This window comes from Stenotrophomonas sp. YJH_SMC_17 (genome assembly GCF_059371655.1).
Window position 1 is genome coordinate 290,344 of the sequence record NZ_JCAFUU010000002.1, and the last position, 24,742, is coordinate 315,085.

General features: G+C 66.5%; 19 protein-coding genes and 1 riboswitch. Of the genes, 10 read left to right on the forward strand and 9 right to left on the reverse strand.

The window, feature by feature from the left end:
- Positions 1 to 4 precede the first annotated feature (4 nt).
- A complete protein-coding gene (locus tag AC5P8Z_RS06395) occupies positions 5 to 964 on the reverse strand; it encodes a L,D-transpeptidase family protein (protein WP_295565271.1) in 960 nt (319 codons plus the stop codon).
- Positions 965 to 1,199: 235 nt separating this feature from the next.
- Here AC5P8Z_RS06395 and AC5P8Z_RS06400 point away from each other — a divergent pair, with 235 nt between their 5' ends.
- Positions 1,200 to 3,326 carry a methyl-accepting chemotaxis protein gene (locus AC5P8Z_RS06400; protein ID WP_495228499.1) on the forward strand — a complete coding sequence of 709 codons (2,127 nt, stop codon included), beginning with the start codon at positions 1,200 to 1,202 and terminating at the stop codon, positions 3,324 to 3,326.
- 47 nt (positions 3,327 to 3,373) lie between these two features.
- Here the strand turns inward: AC5P8Z_RS06400 and AC5P8Z_RS06405 are convergent, their stop codons facing one another.
- Entirely contained in the window at positions 3,374 to 3,997 is a 624-nt protein-coding gene (locus AC5P8Z_RS06405; protein WP_286069424.1) for a hypothetical protein, read from the reverse strand.
- A gap of 373 nt (positions 3,998 to 4,370) precedes the next feature.
- Positions 4,371 to 4,892 carry a histone H1-like repetitive region-containing protein gene (locus AC5P8Z_RS06410; RefSeq protein WP_495228501.1) on the reverse strand — a complete coding sequence of 174 codons (522 nt, stop codon included), beginning with the start codon at positions 4,890 to 4,892 and terminating at the stop codon, positions 4,371 to 4,373.
- Positions 4,893 to 4,999: 107 nt separating this feature from the next.
- Between AC5P8Z_RS06410 and AC5P8Z_RS06415 the strand changes: the two genes are divergently transcribed.
- The 3 genes from AC5P8Z_RS06415 to AC5P8Z_RS06425 all read left to right on the forward strand — a co-directional run bounded on the left by AC5P8Z_RS06415 (position 5,000) and on the right by AC5P8Z_RS06425 (position 7,765).
- Complete coding sequence (locus AC5P8Z_RS06415) at positions 5,000 to 5,722, forward strand: helix-turn-helix transcriptional regulator (RefSeq protein ID WP_495228502.1); 723 nt, start codon at positions 5,000 to 5,002, stop codon at positions 5,720 to 5,722.
- Between the two features lie 82 nt (positions 5,723 to 5,804).
- Complete coding sequence (locus tag AC5P8Z_RS06420; protein ID WP_197632910.1) at positions 5,805 to 7,172, forward strand: amino acid permease; 1,368 nt, start codon at positions 5,805 to 5,807, stop codon at positions 7,170 to 7,172.
- A 182-nt stretch (positions 7,173 to 7,354) separates the two neighbouring features.
- Positions 7,355 to 7,765 (forward strand): VOC family protein, encoded by a 411-nt coding sequence (locus tag AC5P8Z_RS06425; RefSeq protein WP_005418291.1) that lies wholly within the window; start codon positions 7,355 to 7,357, stop codon positions 7,763 to 7,765.
- An 87-nt stretch (positions 7,766 to 7,852) separates the two neighbouring features.
- On the opposite strand, the gene gcvP is transcribed toward AC5P8Z_RS06425, so the two are convergent.
- Positions 7,853 to 10,720, reverse strand: a complete 2,868-nt coding sequence (gene gcvP, locus AC5P8Z_RS06430) for an aminomethyl-transferring glycine dehydrogenase (RefSeq protein ID WP_495228504.1) — start codon at positions 10,718 to 10,720, stop codon at positions 7,853 to 7,855.
- A 62-nt stretch (positions 10,721 to 10,782) separates the two neighbouring features.
- A riboswitch (glycine riboswitch) is annotated at positions 10,783 to 10,885 on the reverse strand.
- Positions 10,886 to 11,186: 301 nt separating this feature from the next.
- On the opposite strand from gcvP, the gene AC5P8Z_RS06435 reads away from it, so the two are divergent.
- The 3 genes from AC5P8Z_RS06435 (at position 11,187) to AC5P8Z_RS06445 (ending at position 13,910) form a co-directional block, all read left to right on the forward strand.
- Positions 11,187 to 12,413: a multidrug effflux MFS transporter gene (locus AC5P8Z_RS06435; RefSeq protein ID WP_295565259.1), complete on the forward strand. Its 1,227-nt coding sequence runs from the start codon at positions 11,187 to 11,189 to the stop codon at positions 12,411 to 12,413.
- A 139-nt stretch (positions 12,414 to 12,552) separates the two neighbouring features.
- Positions 12,553 to 13,449, forward strand: coding sequence for a siderophore-interacting protein (locus AC5P8Z_RS06440; protein WP_495228505.1), 897 nt, complete (start codon positions 12,553 to 12,555; stop codon positions 13,447 to 13,449).
- Between the two features lie 68 nt (positions 13,450 to 13,517).
- Entirely contained in the window at positions 13,518 to 13,910 is a 393-nt protein-coding gene (locus tag AC5P8Z_RS06445) for a hypothetical protein (RefSeq protein WP_008265644.1), read from the forward strand.
- A 127-nt stretch (positions 13,911 to 14,037) separates the two neighbouring features.
- Here the strand turns inward: AC5P8Z_RS06445 and AC5P8Z_RS06450 are convergent, their stop codons facing one another.
- The 4 genes from AC5P8Z_RS06450 to AC5P8Z_RS06465 form a co-directional block, all read right to left on the reverse strand.
- Entirely contained in the window at positions 14,038 to 16,002 is a 1,965-nt protein-coding gene (locus tag AC5P8Z_RS06450; RefSeq protein ID WP_495228506.1) for a M2 family metallopeptidase, read from the reverse strand.
- Positions 16,003 to 16,589: 587 nt separating this feature from the next.
- A complete protein-coding gene (locus tag AC5P8Z_RS06455; RefSeq protein ID WP_495228507.1) occupies positions 16,590 to 18,239 on the reverse strand; it encodes a phosphoethanolamine transferase in 1,650 nt (549 codons plus the stop codon).
- Complete coding sequence (locus AC5P8Z_RS06460) at positions 18,236 to 18,988, reverse strand: phosphatase PAP2 family protein (RefSeq protein ID WP_286069412.1); 753 nt, start codon at positions 18,986 to 18,988, stop codon at positions 18,236 to 18,238. The genes AC5P8Z_RS06455 and AC5P8Z_RS06460 overlap by 4 nt, the downstream gene beginning before the upstream one ends.
- A gap of 111 nt (positions 18,989 to 19,099) precedes the next feature.
- Positions 19,100 to 20,830, reverse strand: coding sequence for an ArnT family glycosyltransferase (locus AC5P8Z_RS06465; protein WP_495228508.1), 1,731 nt, complete (start codon positions 20,828 to 20,830; stop codon positions 19,100 to 19,102).
- Between the two features lie 103 nt (positions 20,831 to 20,933).
- Between AC5P8Z_RS06465 and AC5P8Z_RS06470 the strand changes: the two genes are divergently transcribed.
- Positions 20,934 to 21,647, forward strand: coding sequence for a response regulator transcription factor (locus AC5P8Z_RS06470; RefSeq protein WP_495228510.1), 714 nt, complete (start codon positions 20,934 to 20,936; stop codon positions 21,645 to 21,647).
- Positions 21,634 to 22,920 carry a sensor histidine kinase gene (locus AC5P8Z_RS06475; protein WP_286069408.1) on the forward strand — a complete coding sequence of 429 codons (1,287 nt, stop codon included), beginning with the start codon at positions 21,634 to 21,636 and terminating at the stop codon, positions 22,918 to 22,920. Before AC5P8Z_RS06470 ends, AC5P8Z_RS06475 begins: the two co-directional genes overlap by 14 nt.
- A 47-nt stretch (positions 22,921 to 22,967) precedes the next feature.
- Here the strand turns inward: AC5P8Z_RS06475 and AC5P8Z_RS06480 are convergent, their stop codons facing one another.
- A complete protein-coding gene (locus AC5P8Z_RS06480) occupies positions 22,968 to 23,357 on the reverse strand; it encodes a VOC family protein (RefSeq protein ID WP_286069407.1) in 390 nt (129 codons plus the stop codon).
- Between the two features lie 126 nt (positions 23,358 to 23,483).
- Between AC5P8Z_RS06480 and AC5P8Z_RS06485 the strand changes: the two genes are divergently transcribed.
- Positions 23,484 to 24,734, forward strand: a complete 1,251-nt coding sequence (locus AC5P8Z_RS06485) for a DUF819 family protein (protein WP_014648008.1) — start codon at positions 23,484 to 23,486, stop codon at positions 24,732 to 24,734.
- The last annotated feature ends 8 nt before the right edge of the window (positions 24,735 to 24,742 follow it).

Here is a 24,742-nt window from a genome sequence, read left to right on the forward strand (position 1 = left end):
CGGCTTACTCCTGCATCACCACGGGGACGGAGGTATCCACCGCATCGGCCACGCGCAGCGCATCCCAGTTGGTCATGCGCACGCAGCCATGCGATTCGGTCTTGCCGACATGGCCGGGCACCGGCGTTCCATGCAGGCCATAGTGGGGCTTGGACAGATCAATCCAGACCCTCCCCACCGGGTTGTTCGGACCCGGAGGCAGCGTAGCCTTCTTGTCGCCCTTGCGCGCATCCCAGAACAGCTTGGGGTTGTAGTGGAACGGCGGGTCACGATACACGCCAAGAATTTTCCATTCACCGATTGGCAGCGGATCGTGTTGGCTGCCGGACGACACTGGCACCTGTGCGATCACCTTGCCCTGCGCATCCAGCAACTGCAGGGTGGAATCGGACTTGTCGACCACGATCTTCGCCGCCTTCGGCAATGCAGCCGGTGCGATGTTGGGTACCTGGATGCGGTTGCCGGCCTTGGCCAGATCGACGCCGGGGTTGAGCGCCTTCAGCAATGTTGGCGAAGCATGGAAACGCTCGCCCAGTGATTCCTCGACGCTGCTGTAGCCCAGTGCCCTCAGCTTTGCCTGCGCGGCGGGTGTCTTCGGTAGGGCGACGAACGGCCCGGCCACGTCCTCGGCGGTCAACGTGTAACTGGCGAGCGGTGTGGTCGCATCGGCCTGCAGCGCCTTCCAGGTGCTGTCGTCCAGCTCTCCGCTCACCGTCAGGCCGTGAGCGGCCTGGAACCCGGCCACGGCGCGTCGCTGGTTGCTGCCGACTTCACCGTCGATCTCGCCCGGGGAGAAATTGGCCCGGTCCAGAAGCACCTGGGCGTGCAGCGGCGAGCGCGCCGCCGTATCGGGGCCGGCCTTCTCGGCAATGGGCTCCGGCAGCTGGGCTGGCGGCGGCACCTGCGCGAAGGCGGGGGACACCAGCAAGGACAGGGCGAGCAGGGCGGGGCGGTGTACGGGCATGAAGATCTCCGGCAGATGGCCGCTCCACCCTGCCCGCAGAGGCTGCGCAGCCTCCGTGAAAGCAACCTGATGCCGGCATGAGCAGGGCGGCCCTGGCGTGGCCCGGGCCCTTGTCGCAGAAGCACCGTGCATGGTCTCACCAAGGTGAACGGCTACCGACGCCCGTGCATGTTGCCAGTCAAGATTGCCGGTGGCACGGCCGATACGGCCACATCCCCCCGTTTTGGATGTACCCATGAACTACTTGAGGAATGTCAGGGTTGCCTGGCGTCTTGGGCTGGGCTTTGGCCTGTTGCTGCTGCTGGTCACCGCCGTGGTGGCCACTGGCGCCACCGCCAGTGTCGTGCAGAAGCGCGCGATGCAGCAGGTGGTCGACGTCAGCGTGGCCAAGGTACGGCTGCTGTCGCAGATGCTCGATGCCAACAACCAGATGATGGTGGTGCGCCGCGAGATGCTGATCCGCCAGGGCGAAGACCGCGGACACGACGAGCAGCGCATCGCCGATCTGGTCAAGCGCTACGAGGCCAGCTGGACCGCCTACCAGGCGCTGCCCAGCGACGCCCAGGGCAAGGCCATCGCGGAAACCATTGCCGCCAAGCGTGCCGTCGCGCGCCCGCTCAACAAGCAGACCAGCGAACTGATGGAGCAGGGTGACTATCCGGGCGCCGTGGCGCTGACCCTGGGCCCGGTGCAGGAAGCCGCCAATGGCTGGAACAAGGCGCTGTCGGACGGCGTGGACTTCGAAGAGAAGGAAAGCCGCACCGCCGCAGCCGAAGCGATCCGCCTCGGAGAGCGCAGCCTGCTGCAGCTGCTGGTGCTGGGCGGCGTGGCCTTGCTGGTCGGCATCGGTGCCTCGGTGATGATCGGCCGCAGCCTGACCGGCCCGCTCGCGCGCGCGGTGAACCTGGCCGAGCGCCTGTCCAGGGGCCAGCTGGACCAGGAATTCCGCCTCGGTGGGCGCGATGAACTGACCCAGCTGGGCGAGGCGATGGCCAGCGTGCGGCAGAGCGTGCAGGCAGCGATCGGCGCGCAGTTGCAGATGGCCGAACAGCACGAGGCCGGCGCGATCCGCTATCGCATGGACGCCAGCGCGTTCCCGGGCGACTTCGGCCGCATGGTTCAGGCCACCAACAGCCTGGTGGAATCGCACGTGCAGGTGGAACTGCTGATGGCCGAAGTGATGCAGCGTTACGCCATCGGCGACCTCAGCCGCGACCTGCCGGACTACCCGGGCGAGAAGGGTACGCTGACCCGCACCCTGGCCTCGGTGAAGCAGAGCCTGATGATGATCAATGCGCAGATCGATGAACTGGCCCGCGCCGCGCGCGCCGGTGATTTCAGCATGCGTGGCGATGCCGCTGCGTTCCAGTTCCAGTTCAAGGCGATGGTCGAACACCTCAACGGCATGATGGCCAGTTCGCAGGCCAGCATCGCCGATGTCTCCGACGTGCTACGCGCGATTTCGCACGGCGACCTGACCGCACGCATGGACGGCGAGTACGACGGTGTGTTCGCCCGCATGCGTGACGACGCCAACACCACCACTGCGCAGCTGACCGGCATCGTGCGGGGCATCCAGGTGGCCGCCGACAGCATCAACAACGCAGCGCAGGAACTGGCTGCCGGCAACAACGACCTGTCGCGCCGCACCGAGCAGCAGGCCGCCAACCTGGAAGAGGCCGCAGCCTCGATGGAGGAACTGACCTCGACCGTGCGCCAGAACGCCGAGCTGGCGCGACAGGCCGACAGCGAAGCGCATGCCGCCGGTGCCGCCGTGCGCGAGACCGAGCAGGCGATGGCACAGATGGCGTCGGTGATGGGTGAGATCGATCAGTCCTCGGCTCGTATCTCGGAGATCTCCACGTTGATCGACGGCATCGCGTTCCAGACCAACATCCTGGCGCTGAACGCTGCCGTGGAAGCCGCCCGTGCAGGCGAGCAGGGCCGTGGTTTCGCCGTGGTCGCCAGCGAAGTGCGCACGCTCGCGCAGCGTGCCGGTGTCGCCGCCAAGGAGATCAAGGAGCTGATCGAAGACGCCGCTGCCAAGGTGAAGAGTGGCCTGGCAGTGACGGTTGAATCCGAAGCCGCGATCGCGCGCGTGGCCCAAGCGAGTTCGCGTACGACCCAGTTGATGAGCGACATCGCCGCGGCCAGCAAGGAACAGGCGGCCGGCATCGAACAGGTCAACCAGGTGGTGGTGCAGATGGATCAGGTGACCCAGCAGAACGCTGCGCTGGTGGAAGAAGCGACCGCGGCCAGTCGCGCGCTGGAGGAGCAGGCGCATGCACTGAGCACATCGGTGGCGGTATTCCAGATCGAGCAGGACGGTGCGGCCCGCGCCGTGGTGGCGCGCGCGGCCTGATCGTTACCGCGTCGGCACGGCGAAGTGCCGTGCCGACTGAAAAGACCTCAGCGCTTGAACAAGCGCTCGTGCATCCAGCCGTCGTTGGTCAGCACGAGCGTTGCTTTGCCATCGATTTCGTCCTTGGCTTGATCCGCGAGGTTACGGTAGCTGGCCTGGACATCTTTCGATCTGGCCCAGCTGTCCGCATCTTCGACCTTGTAGCGGAAGTTCACCTGAGACAATTTCACGCCCATCATCTCGCTGGGCTCGGTAAAGGTGTGCACCTCTGTCACCCTGAACTTGCCGGTGCAGAACGCTGCTTGACCTGCAAATGTTTCTGCGCCGCCTTCTACGAGGAACTTCTTTCCTTTGGATGTAAGCGCGTACTCGCCAGCCGGTACGGTCGATGTGCCAAACATCGATTTCATTTCAGATGCTTGGCGGTTCAGCAACCCGGCCTCGACCAAGGCGTTGGCCTGCAGGCGCGCGCGCTCTCCCAAGCTGCCATCGTTGGCCAGTTTGAAGGGGAGTTCCCGAGCGGGCAAAGCAGCGCAGAGCCCGTTCTTGGTATCAAGATATTTCTGAATAGCCTTGCCGAAATTGCCCTTGTTGGCGGTCTGGGAACTGCTGCATGCCGCCAGTACAAGCATCAGCGCGCTGGTCGCCAGAACTCGGTTCACATTCTTCATCTCAACCATCCCTGTCAGTGGGTCAATCAACGTAGCCGCTACCACCGAGCGAAGCTACAGGTGGGGGGGGGGGAAGTCGATGATCTGTCCTTGAGGGAGCCTAGCGAAGAGGCTCTGAAGGCGATCAGCAGTGCCAGATGACTTCCGGATTGCTCTGCACGGGATGTAGCCGTTTACGACAAACTGCGCGACGTGCACTCACTGCCTTCATCGGTGTGCCTGAGCCACGAGTGGCTCTGGATGGCAGAACAGGTGAGTCGCGCTGTCGCCGCTGTCGTACGGCCGTTGGGACCGATCCAGGGAAAGTAGGCGCTGCGCCACACGTCCCGCGCCTGCGATGCGGGCGCGGGTTGCTCCCCGTTTTCGGGAACGATCAATCTCTGCTCCGCGTTCGGGCAGCCTTTTTCGCTGCGGTCTTGCGTGTCGCTGCCTTTCGGGCACGGGTAGCCGCCGCCTTCTTGGCGGCGGCGCTGCGGGTTGCGGCGGTAGCCTTCTTGACCGGCGGCTTTTTGGGAGCGGCTTTCTTCGCCGTGCTGGATGCAGGAGCCCTCCCTGCAACCGTCCTTTCCGCGGCCGATTCATCGGCGGCCGCTCTCTTCGCCGCAGACTTCTTCGCAGGCGACTTTTTCACGGACGACTTTTTCTCAGCCGGTTTCTTGGCAGTCGACTTCTTTGTAGCAGTGTTCTTCACAGCGGCCTTCTTCGCCGGTGCCTTCTTCGCCGCCTTGCGCCCACTGCCACCGCGCTTGCCTCCACCATCCTGCTTGTTCACGGTGGCCCAGGCGATGCGTTCGGCGGTGCTTTCGCTGGCACCGCGCTCGCGCTCGCTGTCCTCGATATGCTCGGCCTGGCGCTTCTGCTTTTCGGTATAGGCGGACTTGTCACCACGTGGCATGGCCGGATCTCCGGTGGGGGCTGGGCTCCACGGTGGGCCTGGCGGCGTTAAGCGCAAGTCCCGCAAGGGTGATCGCACCGGCAAGGGGCCTCGGCTATGCTTGCCGCATGCGAGTCGAGCCTGCCGACATCGAAGCCCTGTTCGACGCCATCCCGGATGTGCTGTTCTTCATCAAGGATCTTCAGGGGCGTTACACCCACGTCAACCAGACCATGCTGCGGCGGCTGGGCCTGCGCGCGCGCAAGGACGTGATCGGGCGCACGGCGGCCGAAATCTACCCGACCGGACTCAGCGCGGACTACGTTGACCAGGACGCGCGGGTGCTGTCCGGCGAGGTGATCGAGAACCTGATGGAGCTGCACCTGTTCGCCAACCGCGAACCGGGCTGGTGCCTGACCTGCAAGCGCCCGCTGGTGGTTGATGGGGCCATCGAAGGGCTGATCGGCATTTCCCGCGACCTTGGCCAGAAGGACAGCCTGGGCGCCCAGTACGAACAGCTGCGGCTGGCGCTGGCCCACCTCAATGCGCACTACGCCGAGAACGTGCGCATGCAGACCCTGCTGGACATCACCGGCTTTTCGCTGTCCAAGCTGGAGCGCAGCTTCCGCAAGGTGTTCCAGATGACCCCGCAGCAGGTGCTGACCCGGCTGCGGATCCAGATGGCCATGCACCTGCTGCACGGTGACGAGAGCATCGCCAGCATCGGCCAGGCCTGCGGTTTCAGCGACCAGAGCGCCTTCACCCGCAAGTTCAAGGCTGAAACCGGTTTCTCGCCGCGCGCCTATCGCGCCCGTATCGGCGGCAGCGTCGGCGAGCCGGCACTGGCCTGATCCGCCTGCTGCGCTGTGCCTATCCCCGCGGGCATGGGACAGGGTAAGGTGTCGCCCCTGTAGCCCGCCGCCAGCCCCGCCGATGCCCAACTCGATTCCGACCGCTTCGCCGTCCCGCCTCGGACATTCGCTCAAGCCCCGCCAGCTGATCATGATGGGCCTGGGCAGCGCCATCGGCGCCGGCCTGTTCCTCGGCTCGGGCGTGGGCGTGCAGGCGGCCGGCCCGGCGGTGCTGGTGTCCTACCTGGTGGCCGGCGCGCTGGTGATCATCGTGATGAACGCACTGGGCGAGATGGCGGCGGCCAAACCGACCAGCGGCGCGTTCTCGGTGTATGCCGCCGATGCCATGGGGGCCACCGCCGGTGCCACCGTCGGCTGGTTGTGGTGGGTGCAGCTGGTGATCGTGATCGCTGCCGAGGCGGTGGGCGCGGCCGGGCTGCTGGCGACGGTCTGGCCGGCGGTACCGGTACCGATGGCAGCGTTGGCCTTCATGCTGTTCTTCACCGCGATCAACCTGCTCGGCGTGAAGAACTTCGGCGAGTTCGAATTCTGGTTCGCCATCCTCAAGGTGGCGGCAATCCTGGCCTTCATCGCCATCGGCGTGGCGCTGCTGATGGGCTGGCTGCCGCAGGTGACCTCGCCCGGCCTGAGCAACTTCACCGAACACGGTGGCTTTGCACCGAAGGGCCTGGCCGGCATCGGTGCGGCGCTGCTGGTGGTGGTGTTCGCCTTTGGCGGCACCGAGATCGTGGCCGTCGCTGCTGCCGAGACCGAAGACCCGGAACGCAGCATTGCCCGTGCGATCCGCACCGTGGCCTGGCGCATCCTGGTGTTCTACATCGGCTCGCTGAGCGTGATCATCGCCGTGGTGCCGTGGACCAGCGAGGCGCTGAAGTCGCCGTTCGCCGCAGTGCTGGATATCGCCCGCATCCCGGGTGCCGGCACCGCCATCACGCTGATTGCGGTGATCGCGCTGCTGTCGGCACTCAATGCCAACCTCTACGGTGCCTCGCGCATGATGTATTCGCTGGCGCAGCGTCGTGAAGCACCGGCTGTGCTGGGTTGGACCGACCCGCGCCAGGTGCCGGTGATCGCCGTTCTCGCCAGTGTGCTGTTCGGCTTCGCCGCCACGGTGATGGAACTGCTGTTCCCGGACCGGGTACTGCCGGTACTGCTGAACATCGTCGGTTCCACCTGTCTGCTGGTGTGGACGCTGTCGCTGGTCTCGCAGCTGGTGCTGCGCCGCCGTGCTGATCGACTGGGCACCCGACTGCCGTTCCGCATGGCCGGTTTCCCGTGGCTGACGGTGTGCGCGCTGGGCATCCTGGCGCTGATCTTCGGCCTGCTGCTGAGTGAATCGCATACCCGCCTGCAGTTCCTGTCGATGGTGGCGCTGACCGCTACGATCGCCGCAGGCAGCGCCATCGCACGGCGCATGCGCGAAGCATGATCGGGCAGAGCCGACCCCACGGTCGGCTGCGGTTGCCGGACCTTCTGTAGAGCCGACCCTATGGTCGGCTGCCGTTCGCGTGGTCGCCAGGCGAACACGGGCTCGGTTCCACAGCAGGCATACATCCGCCGTGCCATCCTGAGCGCGTAGGCCGTCATCGGCCCGTCGACCGGGAGTACCGCATGCTGCGCAGCCGTCCGTTCCTGATGTTCACCGGCCAGGCCGAGGCCGCCCTGGCCCTGTACGCTGAAGCCTTCGCCGATTTCCGCCTGCTGGCCCTGCAGCGCCACCCGGAGGGCGCCGGTGCCGGTGTGCCCGGGCAGGTCCGCCAGGCCATCTTCCTGCTCGGCGGCACCCACTACCTGTGCTTCGACAGCCTGGACGTGCACGACTTCACCTTCAGCCCGTCGATCTCGCTGTTCGTCGAGTGTTCCGGTGCAGAGCAGTTCGAGCGCGCGGCGCGCGTGCTGGGCGAGGGTGGGCACTGGCTGATGCCGGTGGGCGATTACGATTTCAGCAACCGCTACGGCTGGGTGCAGGACCGCTTCGGCGTATCGTGGCAGTTGAGCCTGGGGCAGATGCCGGACCCGTGATTATTGTGGGTGTGGGCCTTGGTCCACACGCCCTTATGAGAACGGCCCGCTTGCGCGGGCCGTTTTCATTTCCGATGGAGCGAGGAATCACGCCTCGACTTCATCATCCTTGTAGGCATCGACCGGGATGCAGGCGCACATCACGTTCTTGTCGCCGTACACGTTGTCCACGCGGGCCACCGGCGGCCAGTACTTGCTCTGCTTCAGGCTGGCCAGCGGGAAGGCGGCCAGTTCGCGCGGGTAGGCATGGGTCCACTCGCTGGCGGTCACCGCGGTTGCAGTGTGCGGCGCGTTCTTCAGCGGGTTGTCCTCGCGGTCCAGGCGGCCGTCTTCGATCGCGGTGATCTCTTCGCGGATCTGGATCATCGCGTTGATGAAGCGATCCAGCTCGTGCAGCGATTCGCTTTCGGTCGGCTCGACCATCAGCGTGCCAGCCACCGGGAAGCTCAGGGTCGGGGCATGGAAGCCGAAGTCGATCAGGCGCTTGGCCACGTCTTCGGCGCCGATGCCGCTGGTCTTCTCCAGCGGGCGCACATCCAGGATGCACTCGTGCGCGACCAGGCCGTTGCGGCCGGTGTACAGGGTCTTGAAGTGCGGGGCCAGGCGCTTGGCGATGTAGTTGGCGTTGAGCTGCGCGACCTGGGTGGCCTTGCGCAGGCCATCGCGGCCCATCATCGCGATGTACATCCAGCTGATCGGCAGGATCGAGGCGCTGCCGAAGCTGGCCGCGCTGACCATGCCGACCGGGCCGTTGTCACCCAGCTTGCCCGGCAGGAACGGGGCCAGGTGTTCCTTGACCGCGCACGGGCCAACGCCCGGGCCACCGCCGCCGTGCGGGATGCAGAAGGTCTTGTGCAGGTTCAGGTGCGAAACGTCCGAACCCCACTTGCCCGGCTTGGCCACGCCGACCAGGGCGTTCATGTTGGCGCCGTCGGTGTACACCTGGCCACCGTGCTGGTGGATGATCTCGCAGATCTCGACCACCTCTTCCTCGAACACGCCGTGCGTGGACGGGTAGGTGATCATGATCGCGGCCAGGCGGTCGCTGTACTTCTCGGCGTTGACGCGGATGTCTTCGACGTCGACGTTGCCGTTGGCATCGGTCTTGGTCACCACCACCTTCATGCCGCACATCTGTGCCGAAGCCGGGTTGGTGCCGTGGGCCGAATCCGGGATCAGGCAGATGTCGCGGTGGCCTTCGCCGCGCGAGCGGTGGTAGGCGCGGATCGCCAGCAGGCCGGCGTACTCGCCCTGCGCGCCGGAGTTCGGCTGCAGGCTGACCGCGTCGTAGCCGGTGCATTCCACCAGCATCGCTTCCAGCGTATCGATCAGTTCCTTGTAGCCCAGCGCCTGGTCGGCCGGCACCAGCGGGTGGATCTGCGAGAACTCCGGCCAGGTCACCGGAATCATTTCGGCGGTGGCGTTGAGCTTCATGGTGCACGAGCCCAGCGGGATCATCGTGCGGTCCATCGCCAGGTCCTTGTCGGCCAGCGAACGCAGGTAGCGCAGCAGTTCGTGCTCGCTGTGGTGGGTGTTGAACACCGGATGGGTCAGGAACGCGGACTGGCGCAGCAGGCCGGCCGGCAGCGCGTCGGCGGTGCTGGCGTCCAGCGCGTCGACGTCGGCCTGGGCACCGAACACCGCAGCCAGCGCAACCACGTCGGCGCGGGTGGCGGTCTCGTCCAGGCTGATGCCGACCGAGTCGCTGTCGATCGCGCGCAGGTTGTAACCGGCAGCGCGTGCCTTGACGTGGATCTCATCGGCGTGCACGCCGGTGACATGCAGGGTGTCGAAGAAGTCGCCACCGACCTGCACGCCGGCATTGCGCAGCGCTGCGGCCAGGATCGAGGCCAGGCGATGGGTGCGGCGGGCGATGCGGGTCAGGCCTTCCGGGCCGTGGTAAACGGCGTACATCGAGGCCATCACCGCCAGCAGCACCTGCGCGGTACAGATGTTGGACGTCGCCTTCTCGCGGCGGATGTGCTGCTCGCGGGTCTGCAGGGTCAGGCGGTAGGCCGGGTTGCCCTGGGCATCGACCGAAACACCGATCAGGCGGCCCGGCATCGAACGCTTGTAGGCATCGCGGCAGGCCATGAACGCCGCATGCGGGCCACCGAAGCCGAACGGCACGCCGAAGCGCTGGCTGTTGCCGACCACGATGTCCGCGCCCCATTCGCCCGGGGCGGCCAGCAGGGTCAGGGCCAGCAGGTCGGTAGCCACGGCCACCAGGCCGCCACGTGCGTGCACGGCATCGACCAGCGCCTTGTAGTCGCCCACCTGGCCGAAGGTATCCGGATACTGCAGCAGCAGGCCGAAGGCTTCCGCATCCAGCGCTTCGGCCGGGGTGCCGACACGCAGCACGATGCCCATCGGCTCGGCGCGGGTGCGCAGCAGTTCCAGCGTCTGCGGATGCACGGCGTCGTGCACGAAGAAGGTGTCCGACTTGGACTTGGCCGAGCGCTTGGCCAGGGTCATCGCTTCAGCAGCGGCGGTGGCTTCGTCCAGCAGCGAGGCGTTGGCGATTTCCATGCCGGTTAGGTCGGCACACAGGGTCTGGAAGTTGATCAGCGCTTCCATGCGGCCCTGCGAGATTTCCGCCTGGTACGGGGTGTAGGCGGTGTACCAGGCCGGGTTTTCCAGGATGTTGCGCAGGATCACGTTCGGCGTGTGGGTGCCGTAGTAGCCCTGGCCGATGAAGCTGCGCAGCACGGTGTTCTTGTCGGCGATGGCACGGATCTTCGCCAGTGCCTGCACTTCGGTCATCGACTCCGGCAGCGCCAGCGGCGCCGGCGACTTGATCTTGGCCGGCACGATGGCATCGGTCATCGCATCCAGCGACGCGTGGCCGACGACATCGAGCATCTGCGCGATCTCGGCGTCGTTGGGGCCGATGTGGCGCTCGACGAACGCGTTGTGGTGCTCGAGCTCACGCAGGGAAGGGGTGTTCTGGGACATGGCGAAGGATCCGTCAGGAAAGGGCACACGCACGGGCACAAGCCGCCGGTCGGCGGTCTGCGGGGCGCCCCTCTGTCCTTTTGCCTGAGAGTTTAAAAGCGCGGAAAACCGCAGCTTCGTGCCCCTTCGGCGCCGGATCGAACCGGTCTCTCCAGAGTTGTGTTACGGGTGGTATCGGGCCTGAGCGATTACGGGCGTTGCGCCTTCGGCAGCGGTGTTCCGCTTCTCCCACCGTGTTGCCCGCCGATTATAGCCCCTTGCGGGCCCGGCCAGCGGCTGCTGGTCGGTGCCGCCGCGCCTGAATGGCCGATGGCCCGGCCGTGCGTTTTGTGCAGTGCTGCATGGCGTCAGGCGCAATCCCCACCTATGATGGGCGGATACCCGAATTCATCTGGCGTCGTCCCCGTTGCTGCGGGACCGGCGCCCGCCGTGCGTGCCCCGCACGGACCTGCCGGACGCTGCCTCCATGACCGCCGCTGTTGCCCCCTCCACCCGTCGCATGGCCCTGCTGCTTGCCGGCCTGGCCATGTTCGGCCCGTTCTCGATCGACACCATCTTCCCGGCGTTCCCGCAGCTGGCCCAGCGCCTGGCGGTGGACGAGGTGGCGGTGCAGCAGACCATCAGCGTGTACCTGCTGTTCTACGGCCTGATGAGCCTGGCGCACGGCCCGCTGTCCGATGCCTGGGGCCGCAAGCGGGTGATCCTCGGCGGTCTGGTGGTGTTCGTCGGTGCCTCGGTCGGCTGCGCGCTGTCCACCGACCTGCCCACGCTGCTGGCGTTCCGCGCGCTGCAGGGCCTGTCGGCGGGTGTCGGCATGATCGTCGGCCGCGCGGTGATCCGCGATCTCTACCATGGCCATGACGCGCAGCGGCTGATGAGCCAGGTGTCGATGCTGTTCGGCATCGCCCCGGCCATCGCACCGATCATCGGCGGCTGGATCCTGCTCAGTGGTGCAGGCTGGCCGCTGATCTTCTGGTTCCTGGTGGTGTTCGCACTGGTCCTGCTTGCGGCCACCGCGCGCTTCCTGCCGGAAACCCATCCGGTCGAGGCGCGGGTGCCGCTGTCGCCGCGCGTGCTGCTGCGTGACTACGTGCGCATCGGCTTCAACCCGCGCTTCCTGCGCCTGGCGCTGGCCGGCAGCATCGGTTTCGGCGGCATCTTCCTGTACATCTCCTCGGCGCCGGTGTTCGTGATGCAGCACCTGCATCTGGGCGAGGGCGGTTTCGCCTGGTTGTTCATTCCCACCATCGGCGGCATGACCACCGGCTCGTTCCTGTCCGGGCGCATGGCCGGGCACACCACGCCCACACGCCAGGTCGCCATCGGTTTCAGCCTGTGCGCGCTGTCGGCGCTGCTGAATGTCGGCTACGTGGCGCTGTCGCCGCAGTTCGTGCTGCCGTGGGCGGTGCTGCCGATCTTCCTGGGCGGCATGGGCATGTCGCTGATCTTCCCGATCCTGGCCCTGGCGGTGCTGGACATGTACCCGCACCAGCGTGGCCTGGCGTCGTCGCTGCAGGCCTTCGTGCAGCTGATGATCAGCACGGTGGTGGCGGGCGTGGTGTCGCCGCTGCTCAGTGCCAGCCCGCTGCACCTGGCGCTGGGGCAGGCCGCGTTCTTCGCTGCTGGCTTCGTGTTCTGGTACTGGGAACACCAGCGTGAACGCGCAGCGCAGGCAGCCTGCACGGGCCATTGAGCAGCGCGCAGGGGTAGGGCGGGCCGCGATGCCCGCAACGCTTGCGACGAGGAACGACCGGACTAGGCTGACGACTCCAGCCAGCCGGTGCGTGGATGCACGACAGCCAGCCGATCCGATGTCGTTGCATGAGGTTCCCATGGCTGCGCAGCAGACCTACCGCCTGTTCGAGGTGGCGCTGAAGGAGCGCCGCGTTCTTTCCCCTTCCCTGGACCGCATGGTGTTCACCGGTGCCGACGTGGCGCGGATGAAGACCGAAGGCCCGGACCAGCGCATCAAGGTGTTCTTCCCCTTGCCCGGCCAGGACGTCCCGCAGGTGCCCAGTGGCGAGGACTGGTACCCGCGCTACCGGGCGTTGCCGGACGACCAGCGTCCGCCGATGCGCACCTACACCATCCGCCAGCTGCGCGCGGAACAGTGCGAGGTTGACGTGGATTTCGTCCTGCATGGCGAGACCGGGCCGGCCTCGCGCTGGGCCATCCACGCCCGCCCGGGCGACCGCGTGGTGCTGCTGGCCCCCGATGCCGACTGTACCGACAGCAGCGAAGGCTGGGAGTGGAAGCCGCCGGCGGATATCGGCCAGGTGCTGCTGGTGGCGGATGAAACCGCGCTACCAGCGGTGGCCGGCATTCTCGAGGAACTGGCCACGCTGGCCGATCCGCCACGCACGCTGGCGCTGCTGGAAGTGGCGCACGCCGGCGATGCGGTGCCGCTGAAGGCCCCGGAAACGGCCGAGCTGGTCTGGCTGCCACGCGGGCAGGCGACCTACGGGCAGCCTCTGTTGCAGGCGGTGCAGGCGCGGCTGACAGCGGCCTCGAGCGTGGGCGCAGGCGACGAACTGGAAGAGATCGACATTGACGCGCAGATCCTCTGGGAACAGGCTGATGCCAGCGTGGCCGGGCCGCTGTATGCCTGGGTCGCAGGCGAGGCAGGAGCGGTGATGGCGATCCGTCGCCATCTGGTCCGCGACTGCGGGCTGGACCGCCGCGCGATCACCTTCATGGGCTACTGGCGGCACGGCAAAGTGCTGGACTGAGGGGTGTGAAGCGGCGTGGCGGGCGGGGTGCGCTATCCTTGCGCCCCCTTTCGCAGCGGTACCGCACCATGTCCACCAGCTCCAAGACCCGCCGCGACCAGCGCCGTCGCCAGGAAAAGCAGGCCGCCAACAAGGCTGCCGCGCAGGCGTCGCCGGTGGAACCGCATGCCGAACTGCGCGATGCACAGCGCACCCTGCTGGCCGGTGTCGTGCGCCGCGACGGCGAATGGGTGCTGGGCATGGATGGCCGCATTGCCGGCCACAGCGAGAGCGCTGCGCAGGTGCTGGCGCTGATCATGCAGGCCGGTGAGCTGCACGAACGCAATGGCACGCCGGTACGCCTGATGTACTCCGACGCACTGCGCGATGCCGCACAGGCCGAAGCCAAGGAGAAGGGCCAGACCTTCGAGGAATTCAAGGCCGAGCTGGCCGCGGCGATGGCGGCGAAGAAGAACAGCTGATCGCGCCGAATCTGTAGAGCCGAGCCGTGCTCGGCTTGCCGTGCGCAGCACGGTGGAAACGCAGCCGAGCATGGCTCGGCTCTACAACACGGAGAAGGGGCGGATCCGTGCGGACCCGCCCCTTCTTTCATTTCGCCGCCGGCGCCGCGTTGGCCTGCCAGCCGCACATCTGGCCTGCGTTCTGCTGCTTCAGCCACTCGTTGACCGGTGTGAAGTACTCGATCATCGGGCCGGCATCGAGCTTGTCGGTACCCGTCAGCTCCTTCAGCGTGGCCTGCCACGGCTGGCTGGCGCCCTTGCTCAGCATGGCCCAGTACTTCTGGCCGGCTTCCTTGTTGCCGTAGAAGGTGCACTCATGCAGCGGTCCCTTGTAGCCGGACGCGTCGCACAGGCCCTTGTAGAACTGGAACTGCAGGATGCGCGCCAGGAAGTAGCGGGTGTACGGGGTGTTGCCCGGCACGTGGTACTTCGCGCCCGGATCGAAGAATTCCTCGCCACGGGTGCTGGCCGGGGCCACGCCCTGGTACTTGGCCTTAAGGTCCCACCACGCCTTGTTGTAGTTGTCGGCGGTGATCGAACCGTCGAACACGCCCCAGCGCCAACGGTCGATCATCAGACCGAACGGCAGGAACGACACGCCCGACAGCGCCATGCGCATCTGGTTGTTGATGACCGCCTCGCGGCTCTCGGTCGGCGCGTCGACCAAGCCGATCGAGCTGAGGTACTTGGGCGTCATCGCCAGCACGATGGTGTCGCCGATCGCTTCATGGAAGCCATCGTTGGCACCGCCCTGGAAGAGCGGCGGCAGCGGGTTGTAGGCCAGGTCGTAATAGATGTGGCCCAGCTCGTGATAGATGGTGGTGAAGTTCTCTTCGTTCGGCTTGATGCACATCTTGGTGCGCACGTCGCCTTCCATGTTCATGTCCCAGGCGCTGGCGTGGCAGACCACGTCGCGGTCGTCGGGCTTGATGAACTGGGTTTTCTCCCAGTACGACTGCGGCAGCGACGGCATGCCGAGCGACACGTAGAAGTCCTGCGCGCGCTCCGTCATCTGCTTGGCGGTACGGAGTTCGGCCTCACGCTGCGCCTTGTACTGCGCGGCCACGTTGGCATCCTTGCCGGCCTTGGCCAGCGCGGCGCTCAGGTTGGTCTGGTACTGCTTCTCCAGTGCCGCGGTGATGTCCAGGCTGCCGGCGCCCGGGTAGGGTTCCAGCTGGTCCCACAGGTTCGACCAGTCCTGCTGCCACATGTTGCCGAGCAGGTGCGCCGCGATCAGGCCATTGCCCACTTCGGCCTTGTCCTTGCCGTAGGTCTTGTCCAGCTTGCCGCGCGCGTAGCAGTGCAACTGTTCGTACATCGGCTTGACCTGTTCCCACAGGCGGTCGGTTTCCGGGCCGATCTGCTCCGGCGGCATGTCATAGCCGCTGCGCCACATCTGGCCGGCATCGGTGAAGCCCATGCCCTTGGCGCCTTCGTTCACCAGCCCGACGAACTTCTGGTAGTCGCCACGCATGCTCTTGGTGGTGCTGTGCCAGCCCTGCCATGCATCGAGCTGCTTGTCGTAGTCGCGGCTGCGCGCCAGCACCTGCTCCAGCTCGCCGAGCTGGCGGCAGGAGTTCGGATCATTGGCATCGGTGCAGTACTTGCCGGCACCGTAGCTGCCTTCCATGCGGGTGGCGATCTGGGTCAGCTCGGCCAGCTTGGCCGGGTCGCGCGGCGCCGGCATCGAGGACATCAGCTTCAGCAGGTGGATGGCGCGCTTGCTGTCCTCGCTCATCGGCTTGCCATCGAATTTGGCAGCCTGTTCGATCCAGCTGTTGAGCTGGGTCAGCGAGCGCTCGTTGGCCTTGGCCGCGATGCGTTCCGAATCACTGTTGATGTAGGTGGAGGACAGCCACTGCGCCGAGGTCATCTCCGGGTAGGCGGCCTTGAATTCGGCATTGATGCGGGCCACGAACTGGTCCGCGGTTTCGCCGGCCGGGGCGCTGCTGCTGGCGGTATCGGTGCCTGGGGTGGGTTCCTTTTTGCAGGCGACCAGGGCCAGCGTGGCGGCGGCGATTGCCGAGGCCAGCAGGAGATGACGGTGTTTCACGGGCGGTCCTTGGGTGGTGAACGACGGCCGAAGGCTAGTGGGCAGTCGCTGCCACCGCAAGTGGCGGAAGTCGGCCGGGCGGCGCCCGGCACCCGCAGAGGCCTTCAAGCAAGCGCAACGTCAACTTCAAAAGCAACGATTCCATGGTTTGGCGGGGCGGTGTGGGCTTGCAGGACACGCCGTAAACCCGTCCATGGGGGCTCGATGGCGCCATCCATGGCGCCAACGGTCCTGCAAGCCCACACCTCCCCACCTCCGACAGATTCCGTGTGCTGTGGGTAGGTGTCGACCTTGGTCGACACATCTGTCAGGTATCGACAATCAAAATGGGGCCAGATCCGTTTTCCTCCGGAGAACGGATCTGACCCCAAGGTCATTCCAGCAGATCGCGGAAAACTGTCGAAGGCGGGGTGGGTCCGGTTGAGGGGGCGTGAGCCGCATGGATGCGGCGACCGAGCTTACATGGACGTACTTGCAGCGTCCCCCGCAACCGGACCCACCCCGCCAACCCACGGGATGCCAGCTTTTGCTGTTGCTTCGGCTCTGACCTCTGCAGGTGCAGGGCTGCAAGCCCTGCCGAACAAACCTCAACTCTCGCAGTTGGCGAACACGTCGCGATCGCGCTCGTACAGCGCCGTCTTCACCTGCATCAGGCCCAGCACCGACGGGAACAGGTTGTCATGGTCGGTGTACGCCGCCGAACGCTTGCGCACGCACTGCAGGTCCAGCCCACGGCTGCTGGCGAAGCCCGGCGAGAACCACATCGTCATCGGCACGCGGGTCTGCTCGGCCGGGGCGATCGCGTACGGCACGCCATGCAGGAACAGGCCCTTCTCGCCCAGCGACTCGCCGTGGTCGGACAGGTAGATCATCGCCGTGTCGTAGTCCTGCATGCCCTGCAGCGTGCCGATGGTCTTGCTCAGGAAATGATCGGTGTACAGCACGGCGTTGTCGTAGCTGTTGGTGATTTCCTCGCGTGAGCAGCGGCCGATGTCACGGGTGTCGCAGGTGGGCTTGAAGCGCGCAAATGCGGCCGGGTAACGCTCGAAATAGGCCGGGCCATGGTTGCCCAGCTGGTGCAGCACCACCACGCGGTCGCCGTGCTTGGCGCGCACCTGGGTGGCCAGGTCCTGCAGCAGGATCTCGTCCATGCAGCGGCCGTCCGCGCACAGGCCTGGGGTGGTCGCATCGGACAGCGACTGGAAGTCCAGTCCTTCGCACACACCCTTGCAGCCGGACTGGTTGTCACGCCACAACGGTGCGATGCCGGCGCGGTTCAATACGTGCAGCAGCGACTGGTGCGCGCGGATCTTCTTCTCGTCGTAGTCGTGGCGACCCCACGGCGAGAACAGGCACGGCAGCGATACTTCGGTGCTGGTGCCGCAGGAGTGCATGTCGGGGAAGTTGATCACCGATGCCTGGGCCAGCTCCGGGGTGGTGTTGCGGCCACCGTTGAGGCCCCAGTTCTGCGCGCGCACGGTCTCGCCCATCACGATCACCAGCAGGCGCGGCTTGCTGGCCGGGGCGCGTGGCGTGGCCTTGGCGTCGGTGCCGATCGGCAGCTTCGGCGCGCGCTGCACCGGGTTGTCGCCCCGCAGTGCACGCGGCAGGCCCAGCAGCACGTTGGCCGGGGTGGCCAGGTAGCGCACTTCACGCTGGTTGCGCATCAGCGCCGAGACATCCTGGAACGAAATCAGCGCACCGCCCACCGCGGTCACCGCCGCCACCAGCAGGAACCCGAGGCGCCACAACAGGCTGCGCCCCCAGCTGCGGCGGCGCAGCTGCACGCGCCACAGCACGATCATCGGCAACACGGCCAGCAGCAGGACCGGCCACAGCAGCGACACGGTCATCAGTTCGCGGCTTTCCTTGGGGTCGGTCGCCAGCACGTTGCGCAGCATGTCCGCATCCAGATAGATGTGGTAGCGGCTCATGTAATGCGCAGCGAATGCGGTCACCAGCAGCAGCAGGCTGATCACCACCTTGGCGTTCCAGCGCCAGACCAGGATGCCCAGCAGCACGCCGTGCGCACCCAGCAGCAACAGCAGCAGCGACAGCGCGTAGCGCAGGCTGCCCGGATGGCTGGCCATCGCGCTGTGCCAGAACAGGCCGTTGCCGGCCACCGCAAAGAACAGGCTGGTCAGCGCGATCAGTGCTTCGGTGGAAAGCTGCGGCCGCCAGTGGCGAATACCCGCGAGGGCGGGGAGGCGGGCGGGGCGTTGGACCGATGCACTCATGCGTTTGCCTCCTGGCGGTTGGGACGGTCCAGCTGACGGCGGATCAGAGCATACAGGCCCAGCGAAAGCAGCCAACATATCAACGCGGTGGCAACGTCATGCGAAAGGAAATGGGCGCCCCGCAGCTGCTGGCTGATGCCGAACACCAGGCCGGTGCCGAGGCCGATCCACAACCCGGCCCAGCGCCAGGACGGGCGCCACAGCAACCCGAAGAAGTACAGGCAGAGCCATGCATAACCCGCGCTGGCGTGCCCGGCCGGGAAGCATGCCTGGGGGGCCATGCCGCTCGGGCGCAGGGTGAACAGTCCGATGAAGGGTTCGTGGCCGCCGTAGCGCAGCAGGTCCCAGGGGCATTCCATCGGCACCAGCGACTTCAGCAGGGAGATCACGCCGGTACCCAGTGCCATGGCAATCACGACATAAAGCAGCGCCCACTGCAGGGTGCGATCGCGACCCTTACGCCAGTGATGGAAGCACAGCAGGATCGCAACCAGCGCCGCTGCCGTGCTCAGCCATTTGCCGGCCTTGTGCACCAGCGTGCGGGTGACCCAGGCGTCCTGCAACGCCCAATGGCCGCCCTCAAGACGGAACAGGTGGTCGGCCACCCATTGATCGCCGCCGAATCCCATCAGCAGCGTAAACACGGGCAGACCGATTGCGACAGGCAGCCAGAGGTGAGTTACGGCAAATCGTGACGCCAGTGGCGATGTCGCAAGCGGCGCTACCGAATCAAGGGGACGGACGGGCATGCTGGGAACGAGCGGTTCGGGAATCCGCGGTCATGCTCGTCACCTTGATGTCGGAGAAGGGTCGGACGCTCGTTCGTGCTGGGTTAATGGTTGCCCGACGGGTGTCAACGTTCAGTCTTCTTCGGCGGTCGATCCTGTCCGCTCGGCATGGCAGTCCGGGTTCCATGCGGTACCGGGAAGCAGTTGCCAACGATTCCTGTTGGCAACACCGATATCGATCACCTTGGCCGGGTCAACACAGGGGCTCATCGCGTCGTCCAGCACCAGCAGCCAGCGCTTTCCAGGCGCCTCGGCCAGCCACGGGCCGGCGTCATGCCATTGCTCGGCCCATGGGCGCTTGAAGCCGAACTCGCGTACCGAGCGGTCGGCCTGTAGCAGGTTCTGCTCGCGCCAGGCCACCAGCGCCAGTTCCGCATCCGGACCGATCCGTGCGCCAACCCGGCGCATCAGCGCCGACGCCGATGCGTACGGGTCCAGCGCCGGGATCAGTACCAGGCCGTAGAGCATCCACAGCATGCCGTGGGTCAGCAGCACCAGCGTCGCCGCGCGGCGCACCCGCAACCAGACGATCAACGTAGCCAGGGCGATGGCGAAGGTCAGCAGGCCATCGCCCAGCACCGGAAGCAGGGTGTCGGGCATGGCCCTCCGTTCCAGCTGGGCCAGGGCCCACGGGTGCTCGGTCAGCAGCATTACGCCCAGCACGCCGGTGGCCAGCATCAGCACCACGCTGTAGCCGAACAGGTAGCGACGCACGCACAGGCGGCGCAGCAGGCCGGGCAGCAGCGGCGCCACGGCCAGCGCCATCGCCGGCAGCATCGGCAGCAGGTAGACCTCGCGCTTGCCCGGGCTGGCGCTGAAGAACACCAGCACCAGCACGGCCCAGCCCAGCAGCAGCCACTGCCTGCGGTCGCCTCGGCGGATGCGGCGCCACCAGGGCTTGAACAGCATCGGCAGCAGCAGGCTGCCCGGCAACCACAGGGTCAGGATCACCTGCAGGTAGTACCAGGCGGGCTGCCGGTGGTGCCAGGCGTTGGCATAACGGGTGCCGGTCTGCTTGAACAGCAGCTCATGCGCGTAGGCCTGCAGTTCGGCCGTGGGCGTGTGCAGCAGGGCCCAACCCAGTGGCGCCAGCCACACCCCCACGCCCAGCAGGAAGGCCGGGATCAGCCACAGCAGGGTGGCCGGGTGCGGGCCCTCCACGTTGTGCCCGCGGCGGCGCTGGTACAGCCACCAGCCGAACCAGGGCAGCACCATCAGCAGCGGCAGGAAGCCCACGCCCTTGGTCACCGTACCCACGCCGGCGGCGAAGCCGGCCAGCCACAGCGCCGGCAGGTTGCGACGTTCGCACAGGTGGCGCATCAGGCCCCACAGGGCCAATGTGGTCATGCCCACCAGCACCATGTCGATCTGCGCGCGCTTGGCCATCAGCCCGAACTGCAGGGTGCAGAACAGCGCCGCCAGGGCGTAGATGGAATGCCGTGGCGACCACAGCCGGCGGGCCAGGTCCGACACAAGCCACAGGCTGAGCAGGGCACCCAGCAGCGAGGGCAGCAGGAACGACCACTGCCAGCTGCCGACAATCTCGTAGGCGGCGGCCTGCAGCCACATGAAGACCGGCGGTTTCTCGGCGTACAGCTCCACGCCGCGGTGCGGGAGCAGCCATTGCCCGCTCTCGACCATGGTCCGCGCCGCCAGCACGAAGCGCGGCTCGTCCGGCGGCTGCGGCTGCCGAAGGCCGATCCCTGCTGCCAACGCAGCAATGATCAGCAGCCACAACAGGGGCAGGCGCCAACGGCGGGGCAGGGCTACGGGCACGGCAGGCTCCGGGAGCAAAACGGCCATTCTGAGGTGGCGGGGGTTGGAAAAGCGTCAGAGGAGGCCGGGGCGACCGCATTCCGACATGCGCAGCGCTACCATGGTACGAACTTCCGTGGATGTTTCGTGCATGCGTCTGTTGGTGATCGAGGACAACCGCCAGCTGGTGGCCAACCTGTTCGACTATTTCGAGTCGCGCGGGCATGTGCTCGACGTGGCGCCCGATGGCATCACCGGGCTGCACCTGGCCGGAAGCCATCCGTATGACGCGGTCATCCTGGACTGGATGCTGCCGCGCATGGAAGGCCCGGAGGTGCTGCGCCGGCTGCGTGCGGAGCATGCGTCGGAGGTGCCGGTGATCATGCTGACCGCGCGTGACGAACTGCCGGACAAGATTGCCGGTTTCCGCGCGGGCGCCGATGACTACCTGACCAAGCCGTTCGCACTTCCCGAGCTGGAAGTGCGGCTGGAAGCGCTGCTGCTGCGGGCGCAGGGCCGCAACCCCCGCAAGCGCCTGCAGGTGGGCGACCTGGTGCTGGACCTGGCGACCCTTGAGGCCCAGCGGGGCAACCAGGTGCTGCACCTGTACCCGGCCTGCCGCAAGCTGCTGGAGGTACTGATGCGCGCCAGTCCGGGCGCGGTCACGCGGCAGCAGCTGGAATTCGCCCTGTGGGGCGACGAGCCACCGGATGGCGACCTGCTGCGCTCGCATGTCTACGAGCTGCGCCGCAGCGTTGATGGCCCGTTCGCCGACAAGCTGATCCACACCCTGCCGCGGGTGGGCTACCGGCTGGCAATGACCGCAGCCAGCGATGCGGGCAAGGTTGACGATGAAGGCGCGTAAGCCGGGACCGCTGTACCGGCGCGTGGTGTGGTGGTTGCTGGGCTACCTGGCGCTGCTGTCGATCGCGGTATTCAGCGTGGGCAACTACGTGCACGAGCACGCCGAGCATGCGGCGTGGCGCGCGCTGCTCAACTCCGAACTGGACAGCATCGTCGAACATACCGAGCACGAGCCGCACTATCGCTGGCAGGACTCGGACACGCTCAGCCTGTTCCGCTTCGGTGAGGGGAACATGCCCGAAAGCGTGCGCTCGCTGCACCCGGGGCTGCACGACGGCGTGCCGATCAAGGACCGCCAGACGGCGGTGATGGTGCGTGACACCGGCTCGATGGGACGGGTCGCGCTGGCACTGGACATCTCCGACTTCCATGACCTGGAACAGTTCGCCACGCGCTGGGTGATGCTGGCCGGGGTGATCATGATCTTCGTCACCGTGCTGATGGCGTCGTTCGGCATGGAACGCATGGTGCGCCCGCTGAGCCTGCTGGCACAGCACATCGCTGCATTGCGGCCGGGCGTGCAGGGCCAGCGCGTCGAGGTCGACCCGCGTGGCAGCTCGGAGCTGCACACCATCGCCGATGCGCTGAACGACTATCTGGATCGCAACGAGCAGTTCGTCGAACGCGAGCGGGTCTTCATCAGCACCGCCAGCCATGAACTGCGCACGCCGATCGCGGTGATGACCGGCGCTGCCGAGCTGGCGCTGGAGCAGCCGGGGCTGCCCGAACGTGCACGTCAGCAGATGCAGCGCGTGCTGCGCACCGCGCAGAGCGTGGAACAGTTGATCGAGCTGTTGCTGGTGCTGGCCCGTGATCCGGCCCGACTGGCCGCGCGTGCCGAGCGTATCGCGCTGGACCAGCTGCTGCCGGAGATCGTCGATGACCACCGCCACCTGCTGGGTGACAAGGATCTGAGCATCGGCATCCAGGCTGCGCCGGTGGACATCGTCGCGCCGCTGGCCGTTGTGCAGGCGGCGATCGGCAATCTGCTGCGCAATGCCATCGAGAACAGTGGGCGCGGCCATATCGAACTGCGGCTGAGTTCGTCGGCGGTGCTGACCCTGCAGGATCCGGGGCATGGCATGAGCCCGGAGGAGATTGCGGCGATCCACGCGCGCATGGCCCGTGGTGAACGCGCGGACCGGGGCGGTGGCATCGGCCTGGACCTGATCGCACGCCTGTGCGAACACCTCGGTTGGACCCTGCAGCTGGATCCCTGCGAGCCGCGAGGCACGCGCGCCACGCTCGACTTCAGCGCCTCACGTCCGGCCTGAACCGGCTGTCCTGCTGGATACCAACCCTGGTTGGCATGCCGTCCGCGTCAACGTCCGTGCGGCCGCGCCACGTGCTGGTCGATCAGGATCACGTTGCCATCCGGATCGGCCAACTGCAGATAGCCGGTGCCCTGTCCACCAGGGTCGGTGCGGACTGCCAGTTCTAGGCCCTCCGCATCCAGCGCCGCCTGCAGTTCACGCACATCCTGGAAATCAGGCAGTTCCTGCCTGTACTGGTCCCAGCCCGGGTTGAAGGTCAGCAGGTTGCCCTCGAACATGCCCTGGAACAGGCCGATGACGATGCCGTTGCTGCGCATCACCAGCCAGTTGTGCGCCGGCTCGCCACCGGTCACCGAGAAGCCCAGTGCCTCGTAGAAGGTGCGGGAGGCCTGGAGGTCTTTGACCGAGAGACTGACCGAGAAGGCACCGAGCTGCATGGGACGGGCTCCGGGATGGACAGCCGGCACTGCAGCATGACCCGGCGTGAAGACAATGTTAATCTCGGGGTGCGCCGCTTTATGCGGCGCTTTTTTTTCCCGCTCTTTCGATCGACAGAGGATCCCATGCCGACCGAACCCGCTACTGCCCTGATCAGCAACGACATTGTTGGACTGGGCCTGATTGCTGCCACCCTGGCCCTGATTTTCTGGGCTGCCAGTGGCCCGACCCCACTGCTGAAGAAGATCTTCGCCTGGGTGCCGGCGCTGCTGCTGTGCTACTTCATCCCCGCCATCTACAACACCGCGGGTGTCATCGATGGCCACAACACCTCGCTGTACAACCCGGTCGCGCGTGACGTGCTGCTGCCGGCCGCGCTGGTGCTGCTGACCCTGTCGATCGACCTGAAAGGGGTCATCAAGCTTGGCCCGAAACTGCTGATCGTGTTCTGCGCCGGCACTGCCGGCATCATGCTGGGCGCCATCGTCTCGTTCCAGCTGATGAAGCTGATCCACCCGGAAACCGTGGCCGGTGATACCTGGGCCGGCATGGCCGCATTGGCCGGCAGCTGGATTGGCGGCGGCGCCAACATGGTCGCCATGCGCGAAGTGTTCGGCACCGATGCCACCACCTTCGGCCAGTTCGCCGTGGTCGACGTGGCCTGCGCCAGCCTCTGGATGGCGATCCTGTTGTTCCTGGCCAACCGCGCACAGCAGATCGACACCCGCAACGGCGCCGATACCCGTGCCATCGACGAGATGAAGGCGCGCATCAGTGCCTACGAGGCGCAGAACGCGCGCATTCCCAGCATGACCGACCTGATGGTGATCGTTGGCGTGGCACTGGGCGGCGTCGGTCTGGCCCATGCAATCGCCGCGCCGCTGTCCGGCTGGTTCAAGGCCAATGTCAGCTGGGCCAGCCAGTTCAGCCTGGACAGCCAGTTCGTGTGGGTGATCCTGCTGTCCACCGCGATGGGCCTGGGCCTGAGCTTCACCCGTGCGCGCAGGCTGGAAGCGGCCGGTGCATCACGGCTGGGCACGGTGTTCCTGTACTTCCTCATCGCCTGCATCGGCATGCAGATGAACCTGCTGTCGCTGCTGGATCGGCCGTGGCTGTTCCTGCTGGGTGCGATCTGGATGGCCACGCACGTGCTGGTGCTGTGGGTCGTGGCCAAGCTGCTGCGCGCACCTTTGTTCTTCTTCGCGATCGGTTCGCAGGGCAACATCGGTGCGGCGGCGTCGGCACCTGTGGTGGCAGCGGCGTTCCACCCGACGCTGGCGCCGGTGGGCGTGCTGCTCGGCACGGTGGGCTATGCCACCGGCACCGGGCTGGCCTATGTCACCGGCCTGATCCTGAAGTGGATGGCCGGGGCCTGAGTCCTGAG